Source organism: Streptomyces sp. NPDC006365, from assembly GCF_042870755.1.
Classification (GTDB): Bacteria; Actinomycetota; Actinomycetes; order Streptomycetales; family Streptomycetaceae; genus Streptomyces; species Streptomyces xiangluensis.
Genome location: NZ_JBIAHS010000001.1, coordinates 1,049,019 through 1,072,904 on the forward strand (window position 1 = coordinate 1,049,019; position 23,886 = coordinate 1,072,904).

Consider the following 23,886-nt stretch of genomic DNA (forward strand, 5'->3'; position numbering starts at 1 on the left):
CCGCGGCGGCGAGGCGTGACGCAATTACTGCCCTGGATTGGCGCAATCCGACCGGTTGGGATGTGATCACGCCCCGAATCCGGCTGGCGTGATTCGGCTGTTGCCAGTGTTGCGCAAAGTCTTGACCGTGACTCGATCACACCCCTACGGTGCCGCCGACGCTACGAACCGTGTTCGAAATGCCGCACAACCGGGTCGAGTTGAGAGAACCCGACTCCCGGAGCCGAAAGTACGAGCCGCCCATGCCCGAATCGCATCACATACGACGTCGGCGAAGCGCCGAAGCCGACGGACGCCCCGCCCGTGCTCGTCGGCCGCCCGGCGCCCCGACACCTGAACACCGGTAACACCTGACCGCCGGTCGCCCCGTGCCAACCCGTACGAGCGTGGCCACGTCGTCGAACCGGTTCGACGACGCTCCTGAAAGGACGTCACCCATGCCATCCGCCGACAGAGCCGCGCGGCGCAGAGCCCCGGCCGCCGTGGCGCTGGCCCTCGGCGCGGGCCTGCTGGCCGCGCCGGCCGGCCCCGCGCTGGCGGCCGAACCGCCCAAGCCGACCGCCCACTACACCTTCGACCAGGACGACCTCGCCTCCGGCAAGATCACCGACAGCTCCGGCAACGGACTGACGGCGGACCTGGTGAACGGCTCCACCGCCCAGTCCGTCGAGGGTACGGGCGGCGGCAAGGCGCTCGCCCTGCCCGGCGGGCCGGACACGTCCAACGGGGCGTACGTCCGCCTGCCCCGGGAAATCATCGGCGACGCAAGCGACTTGACGGTCTCCGCACGGGTGAAGTGGAGCGGTGACAAGTCGCCCTGGCAGCGGATCTTCGACCTGGGCACCAACACCACCAAATACCTCTTCAGCACCCCGTACAACAGCAACGGGCTGTGGCAGACCTCCGTGACCACCGGCGGAGGGGGCGCGGAGAACCAGGTCAAGGGCTACGCGCCGCTTCCCGCCGACGAGTGGCGGACCGTTACGGTCACCCTCGACACCTCCGCCGGCCGGCTCACCACCTACCTCGACGGAGTGGCGGTCTCCTCCGCCGAGACGGCCATCAAGGCGAAGGACCTGCTGGAGAGTTCGGCGACGGCCGCCGGTTACATCGGCAAGTCCCTCTGGCCGGACCCGCTGCTCAAGGGCGCGGTCGACGACTTCACCGTCTGGCACGCGGCACTCAGCGCCGAGCAGGTGGCCGGCACCGTCCCCGCCCTGCCCACCCTCCAGGAGCTCTCGAAGACGTCCTTCGAGGCCCGTACGACGGACGGGACCGCCCCGACCCTCCCCGCCGCCGTCCGCTCCACCTACTCCGACGGCTACGACCGCGACACCCCGATCACCTGGGACGAGATACCGGCCGACAAGTACGCCCAGCCCGGGACGTTCACGGTCGCCGGAACCGCCGCAGGGCGCGCCGTCAAGGCAACCGTCACAGTGGTCCGCGAGGGCCAGCTCACCGTCGACCTCGGCTCGGACACCGGTAAGTTCCACGGCGGCGCCTCCGGCACCCTCTACGGCGTGTACGGGCCGGATGTCCCCACCAACAACCTCATCGAGGGCATGGGCCTGCGCACGGTCTCCACCAAGGCGCAGGACGGCCCGCAGCACCCCGGTGCCGACGCACTGGAGGTGGTCAAGCCGCTGGCCGACTCCACCAACGGTGACGTGTACATCTACATGACGGACATCCACCGCGGCTTCCCGTACCAGTGGCCGGGCGACACCCCGGAGGAGAAGGTCAAGCTCTACCGGGAGAAGGTCGACAAACAGGTCGACCAGGTCCTGAAACTGCCGAAGGAATACCAGGACAACATCGTCTTCGTGCCGTTCAACGAGCCCGAGGGCAACATGTTCGGCACCGGCGAGTGGAGCTACAACAAGATCAGCTGGCTCAACGACCCGGACGACTTCTTCGCCGCCTGGGACGACTTCTACAAGCTCATCAAGAGCAAGCTGCCCGACGCCCGCATCGCCGGCCCCAACACCAGCGTGCTGTATGACCAGGTGAAGGGCTTCCTCACCCACACCCTGGAGGCCGGCACCCTCCCCGAGGTCATCACCTGGCACGAGCTGAGCCACCCGGAGGCGGTCCGCGACAGCGTCGCCAAGTACCGCGAGTGGGAGAAGGACCTCTTCAAGGGCACCGACCGCGAAGGCACCCAACTCCCCATCAACATCAACGAGTACGCCTTCAACTACCACACCTCGGTACCCGGCCAGATGATCCAGTGGGTGTCCGCGATCGAGGAGTCCAAGGTGGACGCCGACATCGCGTACTGGAACATCGACGGCAACCTCTCCGACTCCGCGGTGCAGTCCAACCGCGGCAACGGCCAGTGGTGGCTGCTGAACTCGTACGCCTCGATGAGCGGGCACACGGTGAAGGTGACTCCGCCGTTCCCCGGCGAGAACTACAGCATGCAGGGCGTCGCCACGCTCGACGAGAAGAAGAAGCAGTCCCGGCTGATCTTCGGCGGCTCCACCGGCAAGGGCCACATCACCTTCGACAACGTTCCGAAGAAGCTCTTCGGGGACCGGGTGCACGCCTGGGTGAAGGAGATCGACTGGAGCGGTCAGGTCGGCGACAACTCCGGCCCGAAGCTGCTGTCCGAGCAGAACCTGAAGGTCGGTGACGACGGCAAGGTCGTCGTCGACTTCGGCGACGGAGACCTGCCGACGCTGAAGGAGTCCTCGGCGTACGAGATCGTCCTCAGCCCGGCCGGGAAGGCGAAGGACACGCAGTCCCCGCCAGTGCGCTGGAAGGACTCGTACGAGGCGGAGGGCGCCGCCCACACCGGGTCCGGCTACTCCAAGAACGGCCCGGAGGGCTCGCCGCGCGACGTGTCGAAGTTCTACACCTCCGGCGGTTACGACGTGGGCGGCCTGCGCACCGGCTCGGACGTCACGCTCGACTTCACGGTGGACGTGCCCGAGGACGGCACCTACGACCTGAGCGTCTTCGCCAACTCCCTCAACACCTTCGACCGAGTGAAGGAGCAGGGCCCGACCAACGTCTTCCTGCGCGTGGACGGCAAGGCGGACAGCGAGCAGGAGCTGCATCTGCCGCTCGGCTACAAGTGGGTGGTGTGGGACCACACCGACACCAAGGTCAAGCTCACCAAGGGCAAGCACACCATCACGCTGGCCGCGAAGAGCGCCGACGGCAAGGGCGCCACGAAGGGCGACGCCATCGTCGACCGCCTCACCCTCTCGCTCCCCGAGACTTCGGCCGGCACCCAGGTGTACGAGGGCGAGTTGGCCTGGCTGGGCGGTGGCGCGCAGCCCGTCTACGCACTGCCGAAGCAGCCCACCACCGGCTCGGGCGCGGTCCGGCTCCCGAAGAACGGGACCGCCACGTTCTGGGTCTACTCACCCGCCGACCGTGAGGCCACTCTCAAGGTCGACACCCTCGGCGGCTCGGGCGCCCGGCTGTCCGTCAACGGGCATGACGTCCTGCGCCTGTCCAAGGGCAGCAGCAGCGCGGCGGTCTCCCTGACGGGCGGCGTCAACAAGGTGACGGTGACCGGAGGTTCGTCCACCACCCTCGTCGACCGCCTCCGGGTCACGCCCACCGAGGGCGCGCTCCCGGCGCGTACGTACGAGGCGGGCGACGCGAAGCTCGCGGGCTCGGCCAAGCTCGCACCGCTCTCCCTGGCCACCGACGGCACGGCGATCACCGACATCGGCGGTGATCCCGGCAACGGCAACACCGCGACGTTCACGGTCAAGGCCGACCGGTCCGGACTGCACGCGCTGCGGGTCCGCTACTCCAACCCGGAGCAGTCCGAGGCCACCCACTACAACCCGGACCCGCTCGCCCGCCATGCCGACATCAGCATCAACGGCAAGGTGCAGCGAGTGACCTTCCCGCACAGCTTCCACCAGAACAACTTCTGGGAGCTGACCATCCCCGTCCAGCTGAAGAAGGGGCAGAACACGATCGCCTTCCGCTCCGAGGAGCTGCCGAACTTCGACGGCACCTCGTACGCCTCGGACACCTTCCCCGGCGTACTGCTCCGCTCCCGCTACGCGCCGCTGATCGACCGGATCACCGTCGCCCCGTACGCAAGGGAGACCCGATGAAGTGATGACCACCGGCGGCGCGGCGATGAGGGCGCCGCGCCGCCGGTACCCCACGCGGGTGCCCGGGTCCGTCGAGAGGTCAGCGGACCCGGGCACCTGCTGTTGGCGGCTCTGTCAGTTCGCGGCGGTCAGCGTCTTGGTGATCGCCCGGGTCATACGCAGGATGCCGGGGGAGCGGACCGGGCAGGGCCTGGACTTCTCGGTGGTGGGGGCCAGGCAGAAGTGCAGGTAGTCGTCGTCGCGGTGCAGGGCGGTGCGGTTACTGTCCGGCTGGGTGCAGTACGCGGGGTGATCGCGCTCGTACGCCGTGCACGGCAGGTGCTGGGCCCAGGTGTAGCGGGCGTCGGCCGGGCCGACCTCCTTGCCGGCGTCCGCGACCAGGCCACCGGACGCGTCGGCCTGCTGCTCGTAGATCGCGTTGACGCGGCGGACGCGGTCGGGGGTGATCGGGTCAGGGCCCTGGAGCACCCACACGAGCTTCGGCCCCTTCCCGCCCGACGCGTTCGCGATCTGTTCGGTCAGCTTGCGGGCGTCGGAGGTGTAGCGCGCGAAGTACTTGTCCCGCGCCTTGTCGTGCGTGATCCCGTTCATGCATGGCGTATAGCCCCATGCGTTGCCCCAGAACTGCAGCACCACGAAGTCCGGCCGCAGCGAACGCACCAGGGCAGCGGCCTTGTCCTTGGCCGGTACGAGCGAGTCCTCGCCGGTGCCCTCGAGATAGTCGCAGAGCGTCGTCCCCGAGTACGGGGCGCTGGTGTAGCGGGCCTTCAACTCGTCATGGAGGAACCCGCCGAGCACCTTCTGGTTCTCCATTGCGAGCGAGTCACCGAGGTACAGCACAGTGGGCCGCTTCGCGGGTGCCTCGGGCGCGGCTGAGGCGGGCGGCCGCTGCTTTTGTGTGGTCGAGGACGGCGAGGGACCCGGAGCCTTCGCCGCCGCTGTGCCGGGAGCAGCCGGCCGCTCGGGCGGCGCGGTCTCGGGCCCGGACGAGGGGTCGCCGCATGCTGCGAGCAGCAGCAAACCCGCCAGCACCCCGCCGACCCACATCCTGCCCATACGGCAACTCCCGCCCCAACCACCGAAAACGGCCCCCAGACAAGCACAGCGGGGCGCGCGGGGGAAGTACTCGGGCAGCCAACTCAGGCGGCGACTTCAGAGCTGGTTCCTCGTCAGCAGCCGTGCCGCCAGGGCGAGTTGAAGCCGCAGATGGCCCTGCGGCGTGCGTACCGGCCAGCCGAGCAGGCCCTCCGCGTGGGCCAAACGGTCCTGGAGCGTGGAGTGGTGGACGTTCAGTTCGGTGGCCGCTGTGCGCCGGCTCGGGGAGGTGATGACGGCGTACAGCGTGGGCAGGAGCCACGGGCTCGCCGCGGCGGCCTGGTCGAGGGCGCGTACGTCGGGAGGCGGCTCCGTGCCCGGGGTGACCACGGCCGCCAGGAGGGCGAGCGTGCCGAGTTCATCGGCGTGGACGATGCGGGGGCCCGGGTCCTGGTCGGTGCCCTCGGCCGTGAAGCGCAGGGCCGTGCGGGCGGCGGACCAGGAGCGCGGCAGTTCCAGGACGGGGACCGCCGGGCCCACGCCCACCCGGCTCTCGTGCGGCAGCTCCGGGCCGGGGACCGGCTGGACGCGGGCCCGCTCGCCGGAGGCAAGGCTCAGGGCGGGCTGCTTCACCGGGCCGCCGCGCAGGGCGATCGCGTGAGCCCGGCCGTCCGGGTCGAGACCGAGCCCGCGCGCCGCGTGCAGCCGGGCGGACTCCGCGGCGGTGGGGTCGAGCACCGTCTCCAGCAGCGCCGGATCATCGGCCGGGCCATGCACGGGTGCCCGCCCCCGGGTGCGATCCAGGACATGCCGGGCGGCGCTCGCGGTCCGCTCAAGGACCATGGCGTCGACCACCGTCCGCGGTCCCGTGCGCTCCAGCCACACCGCGGGCACCCCGCCGGGAGTCAGCGGCACCGAAGGCCACTCGGGGCGCACGGGCCCGTTTTCGTCGCGCCGGCGCCCGTCGGGCTCGACCCGGACCCGTACCTGCCTGGCCTCGTCGACGAGCCGCGCAGGGCAGCCGGACAGCACCGCCGCACCCCGCACAAGGGCCTCGAGCCCGGCGCGCCCCTCGACCAGCCGGTCGAAGTAGGCGATGACCTGGACGGCGGCTCCGGCGTCCGGGTCGAGCGCGGCCAGGCGGCCAGCCAGCTCTTCCATCTGCTCATTCTCGGTCAGGAATCACCATTTGGTGCCATGAATCAGGAGTCACCATGTGCTGTGTGTCGGTGAGTGTCGTGTCATTCACCGAGCAGTCGGTGCAGCCACCGCAGCCGGGCCGCCTGGGCGTCCTGCGACAGCGCGGCCTGTGGGGCGAGCATGTCGAACCCGTGGAACCCGCCCGGCCACACGTGCAGCTCGGCCTGGCCGCCCGCCTGCCAGATCCCGGACGCGTAGGCGACGTCCTCGTCGCGGAAGGTCTCGGCCGAGCCGACGTCGATGAAGGCCGGAGGCAGCCCGGAGAGGTCCTCGGCCCGTGCGGGAGCCGCGTACGGGGACACGTCCGCGGTGCCGCGCGCCTCACCGAGCAGCGCGCTCCAGCCGGTCTCGTTCGCCGTGCGGTCCCAGACGCCGAGCCCGGCCATCTGAAGGGCGGACGGGGTGTCATTGCGGTCGTCGAGCATCGGGCAGAGCAGCATCTGGCCGATCGGACGCGGCCCCTTCCGGTCGCGGGCCAGCAGAGCCACCGCCGCGGTGAGCCCGCCGCCCGCGCTGCCGCCCACCAGAATGATCCTGTCCGGGTCGCCGCCGATCTCCTTGGAGTTCTCCTCCGTCCACAGCAGGCCCGCGTAGCAGTCCTCCACCGGGGCCGGGTGCGGATGCTCCGGAGCGAGCCGGTACTCCACCGACACCACGACCAGGCCCAGCTCCTCGGCCACCTCCATCGTCACGTCCAGGCCGAGCCGGTTGTTGCCCAGCACCATGCCGCCGCCGTGCGCGTAGTAGAGCACCGGCCGCGGACCAGGCGCGGCCGTGGGACGGCAGATCAGCAGGGAGATGTCGGGTGCGCCCTCGGCGCCGGGCACCGTACGCTCCTCGACCTCGAAGGCGCCGTCGCGACTCAGCTCCTCGTTCGTCGGTAGCGGGAAGGGACCGCCGCCCGCCTCCCGCGCCATCGAGATCCACTCCGGCAGAAGGGTGGTGGGCGCCTGCTCGCCCATCACGGCGAGCGCCGCGGCCAGCTCGGGGTCGAAGGGCGGGGGAGTGGTGGTCATCGGGTCCTCCTCGATACGGCGTCATTGCCTTACGCCGATCCTCACCGACCCGGAGAGGCGACGGGGCCCGCCGTCCGGCGGAAGTCTCCCGCAGGATGGCGGGCTGCGTAACCCTGTCGTCGCAGGTCGGGCAGGCTACGGCCCACCCCGCCCGGAGCCGGTCCAGCCGCATACGGCTTCGGGCGCGACCACTCGCCACGAGTACGGCTCTGCTGCCGAAACCTGTCGAGTCGCCGCTTCTTCGCCGACGACCCTCACTTCTTCTCCTCGAAGGTCACCGGCCGGTCGTCCCTCAGCTCGGCGAAGAGCTTCTTCGCCTGCGCGTCGTCCCACTTCACGGCTTCGCCCTTGGAGGTCCGGAAGCCGAGCGACGACACGGGCACATTGATCTGTTTGCCGTGACCGGCCGTCACGCTCCTCATCGCCTGGAACAGCGACGCCAGAGTGGACAGGCTCATGCCCTTGTCCACGATGAGCGTGTCCAGCCCTGCGCTCGTGGCCGGATAGAGCTTGGTCGGGTCGAGCGCGACACCCGGTGTGACGGCCTTGCGGGCGAGGGCGGCCAGGAACTTCTGCTGGTTGCGGGACCGGCCCAGATCGCCCTGTGCCTCTTGGTGGCGCTGGCGGACGAAAGCGAGCGCGTTGCGGCCGTCGAGGTTGTGGCAGCCCTTCGTCAGGTTCAGTCCCGACTTCTCGTCCTTGATGTTCCTGTCCACGCAGATGTCCACGCCGCCCACCGCGTTCACGATGTTCACGAAGCCCGCGAAACCTATCTCCGCGTAGTGGTCGATGTGCAGACCCGTGTTGAACTCGATGGTCCGGATCAGCAGTTCCGGACCGCCGAACGAGAACGCCGCGTTCAGTTTGTTCTTCGCCGGGCGGTAGTGCACTCCCGTTTGGGGGCGGATGTGCGCGGGGATGGTCACCCACGAGTCGCGCGGCAGGCTCATCATCGTGGTGCCGTTCGCGCCGGTGTGCAGCAAGATCATCGAGTCGGTACGGCGGCCGTCGGCGGCCGAGCCGCCGGTGTGCAGATCCTTGATGGCCTCGGCGGAAAGGCCCGCACGGCTGTCGGAGCCCACGATGAGGTAGTTGGTCCCTTCGCCATGCGGCACACGGTTTGTGATCTTGCCGAGGTCCACGTCGCGGTTCAGCTCGACGTCGGCCCAGAGGTACGTGCTGGCGGATGTGACAAGGAGCAGGCAGAGCAGCAGGATCACGGCTCGTATGATCCTGCGGGCCCGGCTGCGGGGAGTTCTGAGCGGCCGGCCGGATCGCCGGGTTCCGCCCCGGCTGCCGAATCCGGGAGGCCTGTTGGGTGCACCGGTACTGGTGTCCCGCTGATGAGGGATGAACACACTCGGTGCGCCTGTGTGCAGCGATGCGTTCGGTGTCTGCGCCGCGTACGGCCGGGGCTCGTGGTCGGTCCGGTGCCACACCTCTCCCTGGATGACGTGGTGCGCATTCCACTGTTCGTTGAGCCCGTTGGTGTCGGGCCACCCGTACTGCCGATCATTCATGAGCTGTCCTTGGTCATCTCGATGTCAGCTCTGCTGCCTGGGAGGGCTGACCTATGTGATCGGCGGCGGTGCCGGAGCGCTGCATGCGATGCCACTTCAGCCGAGTGCCGAGGACGATGGCGACCAGGGACTGGATGACCACGAGATACATCAATTGCCGGTAGACGAAGAGCTGGAAGGGCATCGACCACAGCGCCCTCCTGCGCTCGCCGTCCAGCCGAAGCGCGTATCCGGCGGAGGCCAGCTGGACGACGAGGAAGGCGAGCCACACCCCGGTCGATTGCACGGGGTTGAGGAAGAGCGCCCCGTACAGGGCGAAGAGGTCGACGATCGGCGCCATCAGCGGCAGCGCGACCTGGAAGACACCGAGATAGCTCAGGCCGCGGCGCCCGAAGCGGCCGGCCGGGCCCACCTCGAAAACGGCACCGCGGTGCTTCCACATGGCCTGGATGGTGCCGTAGCACCAGCGGTAGCGCTGCCGCCACAGCTGACGCAGCGAGGTGGGCACCTCGGTCCAGGCGACGGCGGACTCCTGGTAGACCACCCGCCAGCCGGCCCGCCACAGGGCCATCGTGAGGTCGGTGTCCTCGGCCAGAGTGTCCTCGCTGACTCCACCGACGCCCATCAGCGCGTCCCGGCGGAAGGCGCCGATGGCACCGGGGACCGTCGGCATGCACTCCAGGACCTCGAACATCCGGCGGTCGAGATTGAACCCGAAGACGTATTCCAGGTGCTGCCATCTGCCGAGCAGCCCGCGTCGGTTGCCGACCTTGGTGTTGCCGCTGACCGCGCCGACGGCCGGGTGCGCCAGCGGCTGGATGAGCTCGTGGATGGCGTCCGGTTCGAAGACGGTGTCGGCGTCGACCATGACCACGATGTCGTACATCGCGTGTGCCAGACCGGTGTTGAGGGCGGCGGCCTTGCCCGAGTTGGGCTGGCGGATCACCGTCACCCGGGGATCGTTGATCCATGTGGCGAGATCCGCCGTCTGATCCGTCGACCCGTCGTCGATCACGATGATCTGCAGGTACGGGTGCGTGGAGGCGAGCAGGGAATGGACGGTGGATTCGATACCCGCCTCTTCGTTGTAGGCGGGTATGAGGATCGTCACCGGGTCGTTGATCTCCCGCAGCCAGGGCGCTCCGGGACGGAGGCGCGTGAGTCGCCGGACATGGGCGCGGGCGAAGAAGACGAGTACCAGCAGCCGCACGACCCCCAGCGCACCTGCCACCACGAGCATCCATGTCATGGCGTTCGCGAACGCGTGCCCCATGGCCGTGACCAGGATCAGGCCCTTGCCCTGCCCTCGTTCGACTGTGGTCGCCGATGTGTCGGGCGGGTCCAGCCGGAGACCGGCCGTCACCGTGGTGAACTTGTCGATATTTCGGTTGTTGAGCAGCTTTTCCGTCTCTTTGTAGGCGAGTTCCGTCTGGCTGAACTGCCGGATGACGCCCTGTGACGGCTTTCGGTGCCACGGGTCGGCCGCGACCAACAGGTAACCGTCCGTCGCGGCACGTTGCGCCGCCTTCCACTCGGCGCCGCACAGCGTGTCCGGCGAGGTGGTCTGCGGCATGCGCAGCAACGTGGTGCGGATGCCCGCCGAGCCGGCCAGCGCCGTCTGCGTGAGCGACAGCTCCATCCGGGAGCGGACGGCCGACGACGCGCCCAGGTCGGCGCCGGTGTAGGTGTTCGATCCGATCTCGTGGCCTTCGGCGCGGATCCGCCGCACCAGCTCCGGATGCCGGGCCGCCTGGACGCCGAAGAGAAAGAAGGTGGCGTGCACGTGGTGCCTGCGCAACAGGGTGAGCAGGCGCGGTGTCCACACCGGGTCGGGTCCGCCGTCGAAGGTGAGCGCGACGGTACGGGCGGGCATCGAGGCGGACTTCACCTCGTCACCGTCGATGCGCAGCACAGGACCACCACGGCTCACGGTCTTCGGCACGGGTTCGGTGCAGTCGTGACGTGTCGGCGCGGCGTCGACCTCGTTGTTGGTCCAGCCTTCGAAGAGCAGGGAGGCGAACATCACGGGGAGTACGAGACTCAGCAGTAGCCAGTGCCCACGCGGCTCGCGGGAGCGCTTGTGCCGCGCTCTCACGTGACGGCTCATGCGGTCGCGCCCAACGTGTCATTAATCACATGCCACTTGATGCTTTTCCGGCCACGGCAGGGGGTGTGTCTGACGGTGATGAATGCGTGGCCCAAGGCCTTTCTGCTCCGATCAGAGGGGTCGTGACATGACGCATCAGTGCATGTCTTGTGGGCTTCTGGGGTTCGGCTGCCCTCACACATGGGGGGCGAGTGTAGCCATGGTGAATCTCGTGAGCATGTCTGAAACCAACGGCAACCTTTTTGGCTTCTGTGGCCGGTGTGACACCTGACGACGTCGCTGCGCTGGAGGGGGTAAGCGCCCATGGGCCCATGGCGCGCTGTCCAGCCCTTCACCCGTCGTCACCAATCGTCGGAACGGGGGTCCGGCCGTCCGGCGGACGTCTCCCGCGAGGCAGTGGGTAATGTCACCGTTTCGTCGCAGGTCGGGCCGGCCTACAACTGACGCTCCCCGGAGTCGGTCTAGCTGGCACAGATCGCACCACGGAGGAAAGGGAAAGGCCGACATGGGGGACATACGCAGACGGGGAGCCGTCGTACTGGGCATCACGGGGCTGGTGGCTCCGCTGACCGTCGCGCTGGGCGCGGCGCCGGCGCAGGCGGCGAGCTGCAGCACGCAGACCGGTCCGTATCAGAAGCAGGTGGAGAGGTTCCTCGGCCGGACCGTCGACGGCAGGCAGTCCGCCGCCGACTGCCAGGCGATCAAGGCCTTCCAGACCAAGCACGGGATCACGCCGAACATCGGGTACGCGGGGTCGGTCACCTGGGGCGTGATGGACCTGATGAAGAAGCAGAAGGCCGTCGGGAACAACCCCAACAGGGACGGCAGGTGCCCGGTCAACAAGGGCCGCATCGCCTGCGTGAACCTCACGCTGCAGCTCAGCTGGATCCAGGACGGCAACAGGCTCGTCTACGGCCCGGTCCCGGTCCGCACCGGACGCAACGGATACGAGACCCGTACCGGCCTGAAGAAGATCTACTGGCGGAACATCGACCACGTCTCGACCATCTACAACGTGCCGATGCCCTACAGCCAGTTCTTCGACGGCGGCCAGGCCTTCCACTCCGTCGGTGTGAGCATGTGGAACCCGCCCGGCTCGCACGGCTGCGTCAACATGACGAAGACCAACGCCAAGAAGTACTGGTCGCTCCTCAAGAAGAACGACGACGTCTTCGTGTACGGCCGCAAGCCGGGCACCTGACGGGTCGGCCCGGCTGCCCCGAAGGGCAGCCGGGCCGGAGTCGGTACAGGCCGGTCACGCCTCGGGTGCGTCCCCGAAGTCCGGTATATCCAGCCTTGCCCCGCCCTGTCGGGCGGAGTCGTGCGCGACGATGCCCGGCAGGGTGTAGCGGGCTGCCACCCAGGCGTTCACCGACGGCAGGGTGCGCGTGTTCACCGCGGTGACGAAGTCGTCCACCAGGAAGTGGTGGCTGCCCTCATGGCCGTTGTGCAGATGGTCGAACTCCTGCGGCAGCCGGGAGCGGTCGTGCACCGGTGCCGAACCGGATGTGAAGGCCGCCCTCAGGTCCGGCGCGATGTGCTGGAGCGACGGGTCGTCGGGGGGCATGGTGGGCTTGGGCTCCAGCAGCTCACTGATGTCCTTGACGCCCTTTTTGTCCTGCCACAGGGCCACCGTGGCGATCTGCTCCATGCTGGCGTCCGTACCGAAGAACCGGAACCGCGACTCCCTGATGTGTGAGGGGTATCCGACCCGCCGGAACTCGTTCGTACGGAACGAACCACCGCCCGCGACCTCGAACAGCGCGGTCGCATTGGAGAAGTCGTTGCCGAACTGGCTGACCTCCTTGTCGAACACGCCGTCGCCCCGCTCGTCACGCACCCCGATCGCGGACACGCTCACCGCGTGCGTCTGCCAGGCGCCCAGCACACCGCCCACGGAGTGCGTCGGGTAGAGCAGCGGCGGATAACTGGCGGTGGACTTCCAGTCCTCGCCCCCGCTGTACTGATAGGCCTCGTAGAACCCGAGATCCATGTCGTGCACATAGTCGCCCTCGGCGTAGAAGAGCCGCCCGAACGCGCCCTCGGCGATCTGGTTGCGGGCGTGCACGGTCGCCGGGTTGTACTGGCTGGTCTCGCCCATCATGTACGTCAGACCGGTGGCGCGTACGGCATCGATGATCGCCGCGATCTCCTCCGTACTGATCGCCATCGGCACCGCCGAGTAGACGTGCTTGCCCGCGTTGAGCCCTTGGACCACCAGCGGTCCATGGGTCCAGCGCTGCGTGAAGATCGCGACGGCGTCGACCGCCTCGGATTCCAGCATCGCCTCGTACGAGGGGAAGGTGCCCGACAGCCCTTCCGCGGACGCCAGTTGCTCGGCCCGCTCGGGCAGGAGGTCGGTGACAAAGACCTCGCTCACACCGGGGTGGGCCAGGAACAGCTTGGCGAACTGGCCTGAGAACTGTCCGGCACCGACGATGCCGAGGGAGAACGTCATGTAAGGCGTGCCCTTCACTGGTCGAGGATGAGATTGATCTGGTCGTTGGTCTCGTCGAGGCTGCTCACCGGCTTGCCGTTGCCGTAGATGTCCTCCATGGCGGGCTGCATGAGCGCGGTGACGTCGGCCGCGTAGTTGGTGATGGGGTAGGAGAACGTCCGGAAGTTCTTCTTGTCGGCCACGGGTTCAGTGAAGGCCGTGACGTCGATGTCCTTCTTCTTGTAGGCGGCGGTGGCGGCCTCGGTGCCGGCCGGCGTGGCGGGGAAGACGACCCCGGCCCGGCCGACCACGGTCTGGCATGCGTCGGAGGCCAGATACGCCACCCACTTGCGGGCGTTCTCCTTGTTGTCGGAGGCCTTGCTGATGGAGTCGGCGAGGCCGTTCATCATCGTGGCGCGCTTGCCGGTCGGGCCGGCCGGGGTGAGGGCGGTGCCGACGTCGATGCCCTTGGTGCCGTAGTACGTGGAGATCATCCAGGCGCCGTCGAAGACGGCGGCGGCCTTGCCCGCGGCGAACTGTGTGATGCCCTGGTTGGACTGGATGTTGTAGTCGGAGAAGGGAGCCATGTAGCCCTTCTTCGCCAGGCCGAAGTACCAGTCGATGGTGGACTGGAAGGCCTTGCTGTCGTACTGGTACTCCGTGCCCCACCGGGCCTTCTCGGTGTAACTCCACCCGGCGGAGCCGGTGAAGGGACTCCACTGGGTCTGGCCGTCGCCCATGCCGCCGCCCTGGCTGGCGAGCCCGTACACCTTGACGTTGTTCTTGTCGAAGCCCGGCTCGTCGCCCCGCTTGCCGTTCTTGTCGACGGTCATGTGGGCGATCGCCTTCTCGAAGGTGCCGCCGTCCTTGGGGTTCCAGGAGAGGTTGCCCAGCTGCTCGGTGGTGAGATCGGCGTCCTTCGCCATCTTCTGGTTGTAGAAGAGCGCGACGGTGTCCCAGTCCTTGGGAGCGCCGTAGCGGTGGCCGTCCTGACCGATCCAGCTGGCGGCGAGCCCCGGCTGGTAGTCGTCCTCATTGATGCCCAGGTCGTCGAGCGGCTCCAACACCTGAAGATCGGCGAACTGGCCGAACTTCTGGATGTGGTCGGTGAACACGTCCGGCTGGGTACCCGCGATGAAGCCGGCGGTGAGCTTGGTCCAGTAGTCGCTCCAGCCCAGCTGCGTGATCTTGACCTTCAGGCCGGGGTTCTCCTTCTCGAACCCCTTGGCACAGGCCTGGTAGGCGGGCAGCTGGTTGGAGTCCCACAGCCAGTACGTCACCGTGTTCGCGGAGGCCCCGGTGGAGTCGCCCTGCGCGCAGCCGGTCACCAGGGTCAGCCCCAGCGCTCCGACCAACGCGGTCAGCGTACGAAGTCGCATGGTCATTCCCTCACTTGATCCCGGTGAAGCCGATGGAGCTGACGATGCGGCGGGCGAAGCAGGCGAAGAGCACCAGCATCGGCAGCGCGGCGATCAGCGTCGCCGCCATGAGCCCGGACCAGTCGACGCCGGTCGCCGGGGTCTGCGCCCGGAAGACCGCCAGCGCAACGGTCAGCACGCGCGAGCTGTCGCTGTACGACACCATCAGCGGCCAGAAGTAGTCGTTCCAGGACGTGATGTACGTCAGCACCGACAGCGTGATGATCGGTGTCGACGCCATCGGCAGGACGACCCGGAAGAAGATCTTGATCTTCCCGGCGCCGTCGAGCAGCGCCGCCTCCTCGACCTCCCGGGGAATGTTCATGAAGAACTGCCGCAGGAAGAAGACCGCGAACGGGGTCATGAACATCGTCGGCAGCGCGATGCCCAACAGCGTGTCCACCAGCTGGAGTTCCTTGATGAGCACGAAGTTCGGCAGCAGCGTGAAGATGGTCGGCACCATCAGCCCGGCCAGGAACAGGGCGAACACCTTGTCCCGGCCACGCCAGCGCAGCCGTGCGAAGGCGTACGCGGCCATCGCGGAGAAGAAGATCTGACAGCCGGTGATCACTGTCGAGACGCCCACCGAGTTCAGCAGATAGCGCCAGAAGTCGAGCCCGCCGCCCGCGCCGCCCTGCGCGACCGCCTCCTCGGCCGACTGCAGACCGAGGGCCCGCTCGAAGCCGCTGGTGGTGAGGTCGACCGGCAGCGGGTTGGTGGGGTCGGCGCCCAGGCCCGCGTTGGTGGAGAGTGCGGTCCGCAGGATCCAGTAGAAGGGCAGCATGGTGATGAGGACGATCAGGCCCATCCCGGTCCAGGCCGCGGCCCGCCCGAAGGAGAACCTGCGCCGCTCCGGTCGTATCCCGGTATTGGTCGCTGTTACGGCAGCCATGTCGGTATCTCCCTTCCGTCAGCCGAGGTCGCTCTGGCCGGCCCGGGTGAGCCGGTACTGCAGGACGGTGATCGCGCTCAGCACGACCAGCAGGGCGACGGACATCGCCGAGGCGTAGCCGAACTGGAAGCGGCCGAAGGCGGAGCCGTAGATGTAGAACTGCAGGACGTTGGTCGCGTTCGCCGGGCCTCCCGCGGTGGTCACCGCGACGGTGTCGAAGACCTGGAACGAACCGATCACGGTCATGATCAGCACCACCGCCAGCACCGGCCGCAGCAGCGGCATCGTGATCCGCCAGAACATCCGCCACTCGCTCGCGCCGTCGACCCTGGCCGCCTCGTACATGTCGTTCGGGATCGCCTGGAGCCCGGCGAACAGGAGAAGCGCGGTGTAGCCGACGTGCCGCCAGACGTTGATCAGGGCGATGGTGGGGATGGCCCAGGTCTCGTCGGCGAGGAAGGGGATGCGGTCGACGCCGAGACCGCTGATGATCTCGTTGCCGATGCCGAGCTGGGTGTCGAGCATCCACAGCCACACGAGGCCGGCGACGACGTTCGACATCAGATACGGCGTGAGCACGATGCCCCGCAGCAACGACGACTGCGTGAGCCGCTGGAGGAGAACCGCGATGGCAAGCGCCGCGACCGTCTGGACGCCGATGTTGATCACCACGTACTCGACGGTGACCCACAACGAGTCCCAGAAGATCGGGTCGTTGACCATACGGACGTAGTTGTCCAGGCCCACCCACTCCGCCGGCGTCAGCAGGTTGTACCGGGTGAAGCTGAGCCAGATGCCGCGCAGGGTCGGCCAGAGCAGGAAGACCAGGAAGCCCAGCATGGCCGGTGCGATGAAGAGCGCCGCCAGGGCTCCGTCACCACGGCCACCGCCGTCGCGTTCTCGTACCTCGCGGGTCTTCGGCCTGGTCTGTGTTCCCTTTGATTCCTTGACCTCGCGTAGTGGCACACGCGACGGAGGGCTGCTGGAGGCGACGGACATAGGGGGACTCCCTGGCTCTGCGGCTCGTCCTCGGGCCTCACTTACTTTCGAGGCGGAATAATCCTGGCGTCAAGGCTCGTGCAAACATCTTTTCCCGGCCACGTATGGGCACGTACATTGGCCTCGTTGATTCCAGAGTGAAAGAAACGTGTGGGAGGTGGGGGCAGTGACGACACTGGCCGCCAGTTGGCTGCCGCTCAGTCCCGGTGAGCGTGCCGTGGCCATCGAGGTGCTCACTCACGGCCCGCTGTCGCGCAGTGAGATCGCCCGGCGCCTCGACCTCTCCGCGGGCAGCCTCACCCGGCTGACCAAGCCGCTCATCGAGTCGGGCCTGCTGGTCGAGGTCGCCGAGGGTGCCGCGCTCGCCGAGGTGCGCCAGGGGCGCCCGTCTCAACCACTGGACATCGTCGCTGAATCCCGCACGTTCGTGGGCTTCAAGATCACACAGGACATGGTGTACAGCGTCGTCACCACACTCAGGAGCGATATCGTGGCCCGCCGCGACCGTCCGCTCGCCGGCCATGACCCGGATGAAATCGTGGACGTACTAGGGGAGTTGACGGACGAGTTCGCGCGTGATTTCCCCGGCCTTGCCGGGATCGGCATCGGCGTGGGCGGCCGTGCCGAGGACCGGTCCGTCGTGGACGAGTCGGCGTTCCTCGACTGGCACGACGTTCCCCTGGGTCAACTCGTGGAGGAGCGCACCGGGCTGCCCGTCGTCGTCGAGAACGACGTGGCCGCCCTCGTGGAGGCCGAGAGCTGGTTCGGCGCGGGTCGGGGCCTCGACCGGTTCGCGGTCCTCACCATTGGCGCGGGCATCGGTTATGCGCTGGTGATCGGCGGAAGCCGGGTCGCGACCGCCGAGGACGGAGTGGGCTACGGCCGCTTCTGGATCGTGAACCCCAACGGCCCGCTCACCCCCGACGGGGAGCGGGGCAGCGCCGTCTCCCTGCTGACCATCCCCAGCATCCGCTACCAGCTCCGGGCCGCGACCGGCCGTGACGTGTCGTACGACGAGATCCTCGCCCTCGCCGCCGAAGGCGAGCCGATGGCCGCCCGCGTCATCGACGAGGCGGCCCGCGCCCTCGGCACACTGGTCGCCCAGATCGCCAACTTCGCCATGCCTCAGAAGATCCTCCTCGCAGGCGAAGGCGTGGGCCTGGTCGACGTCGCGGGACCGGCGGTCGAGGAGGCCATCCAGGCCAACCGCCACCCGCGGGCGGAGCCGGTCAACCTGGAGACCAAGGTGTCCGACTTCCACGACTGGGCGCGGGGAGCGGCCGTACTGGCGATCCAGGTGCTGGTGCTTGGAGGCGTCGAAGCACGAGGTCAGCGCACCAGAGCCGCTACTTGCGAGTAGCCGCGACGACAGCGGCCACTCACCTGGCCTTCACATCGAGGCCCGTATGATTCACGCTATGTCCACCACTCCACACCGTGTTCCGAACGCCTCCGGGCGCTCGGCCGCCGAGGTCAACGAGGAGATCCGCGCCCTGTGGCTGCGGACCGGTGGCACGCTCAGCGGCGAGCAGCGGCAGGAGTACCAGCGGCTGGTGTTGGAGTGGGCGGCTGCCTACGAGCGCGCCTCGAGCGCCCCGCAGCCCGCCCGGTCCCACCCGCCCGCGGACTCGCGCAAGGCGGCGTGACCGGGCGGCCCGGCCGTCTGTCTCCTTTCCGCCTGCTTCGTCAACCCTTCATCGCTCCCTGGAGCAGGCCCGCGATGAAGCTGCGCTGGAAGATCACGAAGAGGATCAGGATCGGCAGCATCACGATGATCGTGCCCGCGGCCAGCGTCGGGATGTCCGTGGTGTTCTGGCCGACGAAGAAACCGAGGCCGGCGGGGGCGGTGTGCCTGGTCGTGTCCTGGATGAGGACCAGGACCAACAGGAACTGCTTCCACGACCACATGAAGACGAGCAGGCCGAGGGTCGTCAGGGAGGGCCGGGCCAGAGGAAGCAGGATCCGCAGCAGGATCGTGGCCGATGAGGCGCCGTCGATCCGCGCCGCCTCCACCAGCGACTCCGGAGTGGACTGGAAGTGGGTGCGCATCCAGAACACGCTGAACGGCATGAACAGCGCGATCTCCACCAGGATCACGCCGAGGAACGAGTTGGTCAGGCCGAGGCCCCGCAGGTCGAAGTAGAGCGGGACCACGATCAGTTCGACCGGGATGGTGAGGCCGGCGATGAAGAAGGCCGCGACCGCGTTGCCGCCCGGGAGCCGCATGGTGCCGAGCGCGTAGCCCGCCAGCGCGGCGAGAACCAGGGTGGCGGGTACCACACCCACGGCGATGATGAGGCTGTGCCGGATGAGGTCGGAGAACGCGGCCACCGACCACGCCTGCTCGTAGTTGCCCCAGCTCCACTGCTCCGGCCAGGTCAGGCCCACCACCGGTGTGCCCGCTGGCTGCACGGAGGCGAGGAAGACACTGAGGAACGGGAGCACGACGGCGATCGCCATGACCGTGAGGAGCCCGTAGCCGGACCAGCGTTCCGAACGCTTGGCGGTGGTCATGTCTCCGGTCATGTCTCCGTCCTCGACAGACGGTTGATGAGGTAGACGATCGCAAGGATCAGACAGCCGAGGACGACGGCCAGAGCCGCGGCCAGCCCGACCTTGCCCTCGGAGAACGCCAACCGGTACACGAGGAGACCGGGAACGGTCGTCTGCTCGCCAGGGCCGCCGTTCGTCGTCACGTACACGATGTCGAAGCTGGCCAGCGCGGCCACCGTCGTCACGGTCATGGCCACGGCCAGCTCGCCGCGCAGATGCGGCAAGGTGACGGACACGAACTCCCGGACCGAGCCCGCTCCGTCGATCCGGGCCGCCTCGTACAGGCTGGGGTCCACCTTCTGCACCCCGCTGAGGAAGAGCATCATGCACAGTCCGCTCAGCACCCAGGTGCCGACCAGGCCCACCGCGATCAGCGCGGCGTCGAAGTCACCCAGCCACGCCCGTGTCACACCGTCCAGGCCGACCGCGCCGAACGCCTGGTTCACCAGCCCGTCGTCCCCGTACAGCCAGCGCCAGGTGACGCCCACCGCGACGAGGGGGATGACCTGCGGCAGCATGAAAAGGAAGCGGTACACCCCCATGCCGGGCCGCCGGTATCGGGCCAGCAGCCCGGTCATCGCCAGGCCGAGCACGATGGGCACGAAGGAGAAGAACACCACGAGCACCAGGGCGTTGAACACGGACCGGCGCAGTACGGAGTCCTGGAGAATCTCCTGGTAGTTGCCGAGGCCGACCCACTCGCCCAGCGTCACGCCGTCCCACTCGAACAGCGACAGGTACGCCGTGTGCAGGGCGGGCAGCACCGCGAAGGCGACGTAGACGAGGAATGCGGGCAGCACGTACACATAGCCGCGCCACGGACTGCGCCCACGGGCGCCCGGAGGCCGGACCGGCGGCCTACTCGGCATGATGTTCCTCCCACTCGTCCTGAAGAGAGTCGAGGTAGTCCGCGGGCTCGACACGATCCGCGATGAGCTTCTGCACCCCGGAACGCAGCCGGTCGAGCATGGCGGGCGCGGCGAAGTCGGGGAACGTCGTGATCCCGTCGTCGTCGACGGCCCGCCGATGGCCCTCCGCGACGTCGGCGAGCACGCCTTCCGGCTTCGCAACGGCCTCGGGGTTGGGCGGCAGGAAACCGTTGTCGCTGATGATCTGGCCGGCCTCCGGCGAGGTCAGGAAGTCGAGGAACGCGCCTGCCGCCTCGGGGTGTTCGGTCCGGGACGACACGGCGTAGGCGACGCTGAAGCCGGAGGCCACCGTGGGATCGGTGGTCTGCTCGCCCGGCATCGGGAAGAAGCCGACGTTGTCTCCCATGGTGGTCGCCAGCTGTCCGGCCGCCCAGTTGCCGTTGATCAGGAAGACGCTGTCGCCCTTGGCGAATTGGGCGGTGGAGTCGACCTGAGCCGTGCCGTTGGCGGACTCGTTGTAGTACCCCTTGCGGCCCCACTCGACGACGAGCTCGCTGGCGGTGATCCCGGCCTCGTTCTCGATGGTGGCGTCCCTGGTGCCGTTGACCCAGTCCCAGTAATCGTCCGTGGGCATGGTCTGGTTGAGGAGAGCGGCCCACAGGTGCAGGCCGCCGGTGTCCAGGCCGCCGACACCGAGGGGCGTCAGGTCCGCGTCCTTCGCTGCGGCGAGTTGGTCCTCGAACTCCGCCAGCGTCCTGGGCGGACCGTCGATCCCGGCCTTCTCGGCGAGTTCCTTGTTGTAGTAGATGCCGGTCATCGACAAACCGGCCGGGACCCCGAACAGTGCGCGCCCGCCGGTGGCTTCGCTTCTGAGCCCCGCGGTGAGCTGGTCGAGGCTGACCGGAGGAATGGCCTTGTCCCAGCCGTACGCCTCCCGGTACGGCGCCAGGTCGAGGATGTGACCGTCCTGAGCGAGGTCGGTCATCGCGACCGCGTACTGCGCGATGTCTGGGGCGGAGTCGGAGGTCATGGTGAGCTTGAGGTTCTGCACGTAGTCGGAGAACGTCTTGTACTGCGGCTCCACGCTGATCCCGGGGTGGCCCTTCTCGAACGCGGCGATCAGCGCATCCACCATCAGCGGGGCATCGGCGAACTGGACGCGCAGGGTGACGTCCCCCTCCGGCACGGCGGTTGAGGACGGGACGCTGCGGGGCCCCGTAACCGCGGACGTGCTCCCGGGTGTCAGGGCGTCGCAGGCGGCGAGCGGCAGCACGAGGGCGAGGGCGCAGGCCGCCCGGGCGATACGGCGACGTAAGCGCCGCCTGTTCTTCATCATCGGCCTCCTTGCGTGGTCTCGTCGGGGCGGACCGGTGCGTCAGCCCCCTTCGGAGGCGCTGGCTGGGGAGTCGCTGACGTGGCTGTGGACCGTACCAAAGGGGCATGCGGCTGCCCAGACCCCCCGATGGGATTGCCGCCGGGATCGCCGTCAGAACATGTCAGTTCGTTGACCGCCTGGAACGACCGACTTAGCCTGGGGGCCCCTGTGGTACGTACCACTGGCGGTACGTACGCACCACTGGCGCCGGAGTACCAGGCAGCCCAGCACCCTGGACGTGGAGATGGACTCCTACAAGCACGAGGCGCTGCGACAGCGGCTTGAGGCCGACATCTCCAAGATGCGGCCCGACGAGGCGCTGCCCACCGAACGGCAGCTCGCCCAGAGGTACAACATCAGCAGAGCGACCGCCCGGCGTGCGCTCCAGGCGCTGCGCGAAGACGGCCTCATCCGCAGCGTGCGGGGCGTGGGGACCTTCGTCGCCCACCCCAGGATCACCAAGACCTCGACGCTCACCTCGTTCTCGGAGGACCTCCGCTCACGCGGCTACCGGCCCAGCGCCGAACTGCTCGCCGCTCAGCGACTGGAGGCCGACCTGCACCACGCCACCGCCCTGGGCGTCGACCCCGGCACGACCCTCCACCGCATCGAACGGCTGCGCCTCGGCGACGACTTCCCCATCTGCCTGGAGACGGTCTACCTCTCCGCCGAGCGTTTCCCGGACCTGGACGAGTCACTGCTCACGGGCTCGCTGTCGGAAGCCCTGCAGATCACCCATGGTGTACGAGTGGTGCGGGCGACCCAGCAGATCCGTGCGGTGAACGTGACGGGCCGTCAAGCCGGGCTGCTCGGCGTCAAGGAGGGCTCCGCCGCCCTCCTCGTACGGCGCACGGCGTTCGACGACATGGGTCATGTCGTGGAGTACGGCGAGTCGCTGTGCCGCGGTGATCTGTACGAGTTCTCGCTCGTGGTCGCCAAATAGCAGGAACCGTCCGGCAGTTGACCGGCACCGCACGCTCTGCTGTCGGCGAATCTGCTGCGGGCCGAGATCCCTTACACCAGGCCTCCGCCGGGCCGAGGGTGGAAACACCGCGGCGATCGGGCCGCGCCACCACCAGCCACCACAAGGAGGAGCGATGGCACCACTCAGCAGCGGCCGGTCCCCGGCGACCGGCTGGGCCCCGGCCCTGACACCCCGAGCCGAGGAGGGCGACACACCTCCGTCACGGTTCGACGACCACCTGGCCGCCCAACTCCTGGGCCAGCGCATCGTGTTCCTCGGCACGCAGGTCGACGAGGTCTCCGCGAACCGGGTCTGCGCCCAACTGCTCGTGCTGTCCGCCGAGGACCCGCGAACCGACATCAGCCTGTACATCAACAGCCCGGGCGGCTCCGTGAGCGCGGGTCTGGCGATCTACGACACGATGCGGCTGATCCCGAATGACGTCGCCACCCTCGCCATGGGCTTCGCCGCGAGCATGGGCCAGTTCCTGCTCACCGTTGGGACGCCCGGCAAGCGCTACGCGCTGCCGAACGCGCGGATCATGATGCACCAGCCCTCGGGCGGCATCGGCGGCAGCACCGCCGACATCCAGATCCAGGCGGAGAACCTCGAGTTCACCAAGAAGACCGTCGAGCGGATCACCGCCGAGCACACCGGCCAGAGTGAGGAGACGATCGCCCGCGACGGCGACCGGGACCGCTGGTTCACGGCCGAGCAGGCACAGGCGTACGGAATGGTCGACCGCGTCGTCGAGTCCCTGGACGACGTCCGCCCGGCCACCTCGAAGCGACGGATGGGACTCTGACATGAGCCAGTACACGATCCCCAACGTCGTCGAACGCACCCCGCAGGGGGAGCGCGCGTACGACATCTACAGCCGGCTGCTGGCCGAGCGGATCATCTTCCTCGGCACCGAGATCGATGACGGCGTAGCCAACGTCGTCATCGCCCAGCTGCTCCACCTGGAGTCGTCGGCTCCCGAGCAGGAGATCTCCGTCTACATCAACTCGCCCGGCGGCTCATCCACTTCGCTGATGGCGATCTACGACACGATGCGCTACGTCAACGCGCCCATCTCGACGTGCTGCGTCGGCCAGGCCGCCTCGACAGCGGCGGTGCTCCTGGCCGGTGGAGACGCCGGACGGCGGTTCGTGCTGGAGCACGCCCGGGTGCTGCTCGGCCAGCCCGCGAGCGGAGGCGCCCGGGGAACGGCCGCCGACCTCAGCATTCAGGCCAAGGAGATGATGCGCATCCGATCCCAGGTCGAGGAGGTGCTGTCCCTGCACACCCATCACTCCGTGGAGAGCCTGCGCGCCGACATGGACCGCGACAAGGTGTTCACCGCGCAGGAGGCAGTGGCGTACGGCCTCGCCGACCAGGTACTCAGCCGACGGGTGCCGGCAGAGGCGTAAC

The 23,886-nt window shown here is 68.4% G+C and carries 19 protein-coding genes; 7 read left to right on the forward strand and 12 right to left on the reverse strand.

All coding sequences use genetic code 11. The features are described 5' to 3' along the window. The first annotated feature begins 437 nt into the window (after positions 1–437). Complete coding sequence (locus ACFYO0_RS04855) at positions 438–4,088, forward strand: LamG-like jellyroll fold domain-containing protein (protein WP_388670588.1); 3,651 nt, start codon at positions 438–440, stop codon at positions 4,086–4,088. Between the two features lie 114 nt (positions 4,089–4,202). On the opposite strand, the gene ACFYO0_RS04860 is transcribed toward ACFYO0_RS04855, so the two are convergent. From ACFYO0_RS04860 to ACFYO0_RS04880, 5 genes are all read right to left on the reverse strand, one after another. Then, positions 4,203–5,144: an SGNH/GDSL hydrolase family protein gene (locus ACFYO0_RS04860; RefSeq protein ID WP_388670591.1), complete on the reverse strand. Its 942-nt coding sequence runs from the start codon at positions 5,142–5,144 to the stop codon at positions 4,203–4,205. A 96-nt stretch (positions 5,145–5,240) separates the two neighbouring features. Then, positions 5,241–6,284, reverse strand: a complete 1,044-nt coding sequence (locus ACFYO0_RS04865; RefSeq protein ID WP_388670594.1) for a helix-turn-helix domain-containing protein — start codon at positions 6,282–6,284, stop codon at positions 5,241–5,243. An 80-nt stretch (positions 6,285–6,364) separates the two neighbouring features. Then, positions 6,365–7,339: an alpha/beta hydrolase gene (locus ACFYO0_RS04870; RefSeq protein ID WP_388670597.1), complete on the reverse strand. Its 975-nt coding sequence runs from the start codon at positions 7,337–7,339 to the stop codon at positions 6,365–6,367. A 254-nt stretch (positions 7,340–7,593) separates the two neighbouring features. Continuing rightward, a complete protein-coding gene (locus ACFYO0_RS04875; protein WP_388670599.1) occupies positions 7,594–8,559 on the reverse strand; it encodes an LCP family protein in 966 nt (321 codons plus the stop codon). Positions 8,560–8,872: 313 nt separating this feature from the next. Beyond that, the gene (locus ACFYO0_RS04880) at positions 8,873–10,966 is read right to left on the reverse strand and encodes a bifunctional polysaccharide deacetylase/glycosyltransferase family 2 protein (RefSeq protein ID WP_388670602.1); all 2,094 of its coding nucleotides are present in this window, start codon (positions 10,964–10,966) and stop codon (positions 8,873–8,875) included. Between the two features lie 505 nt (positions 10,967–11,471). On the opposite strand from ACFYO0_RS04880, the gene ACFYO0_RS04885 reads away from it, so the two are divergent. Beyond that, entirely contained in the window at positions 11,472–12,167 is a 696-nt protein-coding gene (locus tag ACFYO0_RS04885; protein ID WP_388670605.1) for a L,D-transpeptidase family protein, read from the forward strand. Positions 12,168–12,221: 54 nt separating this feature from the next. Here the strand turns inward: ACFYO0_RS04885 and ACFYO0_RS04890 are convergent, their stop codons facing one another. Genes ACFYO0_RS04890 through ACFYO0_RS04905 form a run of 4 tightly spaced genes read right to left on the reverse strand, consistent with a single transcriptional unit; the run spans position 12,222 to position 16,712 of the window. Further along, complete coding sequence (locus ACFYO0_RS04890; protein WP_388670884.1) at positions 12,222–13,424, reverse strand: Gfo/Idh/MocA family protein; 1,203 nt, start codon at positions 13,422–13,424, stop codon at positions 12,222–12,224. 14 nt (positions 13,425–13,438) lie between these two features. Then, positions 13,439–14,782, reverse strand: coding sequence for an ABC transporter substrate-binding protein (locus ACFYO0_RS04895; RefSeq protein WP_388670608.1), 1,344 nt, complete (start codon positions 14,780–14,782; stop codon positions 13,439–13,441). 10 nt (positions 14,783–14,792) lie between these two features. Beyond that, on the reverse strand, positions 14,793–15,713 hold the full coding sequence (locus ACFYO0_RS04900; RefSeq protein WP_344393951.1) for a carbohydrate ABC transporter permease: 921 nt from the start codon (positions 15,711–15,713) through the stop codon (positions 14,793–14,795). A gap of 18 nt (positions 15,714–15,731) precedes the next feature. Then, positions 15,732–16,712 (reverse strand): carbohydrate ABC transporter permease, encoded by a 981-nt coding sequence (locus tag ACFYO0_RS04905; protein ID WP_388670611.1) that lies wholly within the window; start codon positions 16,710–16,712, stop codon positions 15,732–15,734. Between the two features lie 166 nt (positions 16,713–16,878). Here ACFYO0_RS04905 and ACFYO0_RS04910 point away from each other — a divergent pair, with 166 nt between their 5' ends. Further along, positions 16,879–18,072, forward strand: a complete 1,194-nt coding sequence (locus ACFYO0_RS04910; RefSeq protein WP_388670614.1) for an ROK family protein — start codon at positions 16,879–16,881, stop codon at positions 18,070–18,072. 46 nt (positions 18,073–18,118) lie between these two features. Then, positions 18,119–18,358, forward strand: a complete 240-nt coding sequence (locus ACFYO0_RS04915) for a hypothetical protein (RefSeq protein WP_388670617.1) — start codon at positions 18,119–18,121, stop codon at positions 18,356–18,358. Positions 18,359–18,398: 40 nt separating this feature from the next. On the opposite strand, the gene ACFYO0_RS04920 is transcribed toward ACFYO0_RS04915, so the two are convergent. From ACFYO0_RS04920 to ACFYO0_RS04930, 3 genes are read right to left on the reverse strand one after another with little or no spacing between them, the layout of a single operon-like run. Next, on the reverse strand, positions 18,399–19,238 hold the full coding sequence (locus ACFYO0_RS04920) for a carbohydrate ABC transporter permease (protein ID WP_388670620.1): 840 nt from the start codon (positions 19,236–19,238) through the stop codon (positions 18,399–18,401). Beyond that, a complete protein-coding gene (locus ACFYO0_RS04925) occupies positions 19,235–20,134 on the reverse strand; it encodes a carbohydrate ABC transporter permease (RefSeq protein ID WP_388670623.1) in 900 nt (299 codons plus the stop codon). Before ACFYO0_RS04925 ends, ACFYO0_RS04920 begins: the two co-directional genes overlap by 4 nt. After that, positions 20,124–21,470, reverse strand: coding sequence for an ABC transporter substrate-binding protein (locus ACFYO0_RS04930; protein ID WP_388670626.1), 1,347 nt, complete (start codon positions 21,468–21,470; stop codon positions 20,124–20,126). The genes ACFYO0_RS04925 and ACFYO0_RS04930 overlap by 11 nt, the downstream gene beginning before the upstream one ends. A gap of 283 nt (positions 21,471–21,753) precedes the next feature. Here ACFYO0_RS04930 and ACFYO0_RS04935 point away from each other — a divergent pair, with 283 nt between their 5' ends. From ACFYO0_RS04935 to ACFYO0_RS04945, 3 genes are all read left to right on the forward strand, one after another. Further along, positions 21,754–22,452, forward strand: a complete 699-nt coding sequence (locus ACFYO0_RS04935) for a GntR family transcriptional regulator (protein WP_388670629.1) — start codon at positions 21,754–21,756, stop codon at positions 22,450–22,452. A gap of 154 nt (positions 22,453–22,606) precedes the next feature. Then, positions 22,607–23,278: a ClpP family protease gene (locus ACFYO0_RS04940; protein WP_388670632.1), complete on the forward strand. Its 672-nt coding sequence runs from the start codon at positions 22,607–22,609 to the stop codon at positions 23,276–23,278. Position 23,279: 1 nt separating this feature from the next. Next, positions 23,280–23,885, forward strand: a complete 606-nt coding sequence (locus tag ACFYO0_RS04945) for a ClpP family protease (protein WP_388670634.1) — start codon at positions 23,280–23,282, stop codon at positions 23,883–23,885. Position 23,886 lies beyond the last annotated feature (1 nt).

Coding starts and splice junctions, on each gene's coding strand:
- ACFYO0_RS04855 (WP_388670588.1), top strand. CDS start 438: ATGCCATCCGCCGACAGAGCCGCGCGGCGCAGAGCCCCGGCCGCCGTG.
- ACFYO0_RS04860 (WP_388670591.1), bottom strand. CDS start 5,144: ATGGGCAGGATGTGGGTCGGCGGGGTGCTGGCGGGTTTGCTGCTGCTC.
- ACFYO0_RS04865 (WP_388670594.1), bottom strand. CDS start 6,284: ATGGAAGAGCTGGCTGGCCGCCTGGCCGCGCTCGACCCGGACGCCGGA.
- ACFYO0_RS04870 (WP_388670597.1), bottom strand. CDS start 7,339: ATGACCACCACTCCCCCGCCCTTCGACCCCGAGCTGGCCGCGGCGCTC.
- ACFYO0_RS04880 (WP_388670602.1), bottom strand. CDS start 10,966: ATGAGCCGTCACGTGAGAGCGCGGCACAAGCGCTCCCGCGAGCCGCGT.
- ACFYO0_RS04885 (WP_388670605.1), top strand. CDS start 11,472: ATGGGGGACATACGCAGACGGGGAGCCGTCGTACTGGGCATCACGGGG.
- ACFYO0_RS04890 (WP_388670884.1), bottom strand. CDS start 13,424: ATGACGTTCTCCCTCGGCATCGTCGGTGCCGGACAGTTCTCAGGCCAG.
- ACFYO0_RS04895 (WP_388670608.1), bottom strand. CDS start 14,782: ATGCGACTTCGTACGCTGACCGCGTTGGTCGGAGCGCTGGGGCTGACC.
- ACFYO0_RS04900 (WP_344393951.1), bottom strand. CDS start 15,713: ATGGCTGCCGTAACAGCGACCAATACCGGGATACGACCGGAGCGGCGC.
- ACFYO0_RS04905 (WP_388670611.1), bottom strand. CDS start 16,712: ATGTCCGTCGCCTCCAGCAGCCCTCCGTCGCGTGTGCCACTACGCGAG.
- ACFYO0_RS04915 (WP_388670617.1), top strand. CDS start 18,119: ATGATTCACGCTATGTCCACCACTCCACACCGTGTTCCGAACGCCTCC.
- ACFYO0_RS04920 (WP_388670620.1), bottom strand. CDS start 19,238: ATGACCGGAGACATGACCACCGCCAAGCGTTCGGAACGCTGGTCCGGC.
- ACFYO0_RS04925 (WP_388670623.1), bottom strand. CDS start 20,134: ATGCCGAGTAGGCCGCCGGTCCGGCCTCCGGGCGCCCGTGGGCGCAGT.
- ACFYO0_RS04930 (WP_388670626.1), bottom strand. CDS start 21,470: ATGATGAAGAACAGGCGGCGCTTACGTCGCCGTATCGCCCGGGCGGCC.
- ACFYO0_RS04935 (WP_388670629.1), top strand. CDS start 21,754: ATGGACTCCTACAAGCACGAGGCGCTGCGACAGCGGCTTGAGGCCGAC.
- ACFYO0_RS04940 (WP_388670632.1), top strand. CDS start 22,607: ATGGCACCACTCAGCAGCGGCCGGTCCCCGGCGACCGGCTGGGCCCCG.
- ACFYO0_RS04945 (WP_388670634.1), top strand. CDS start 23,280: ATGAGCCAGTACACGATCCCCAACGTCGTCGAACGCACCCCGCAGGGG.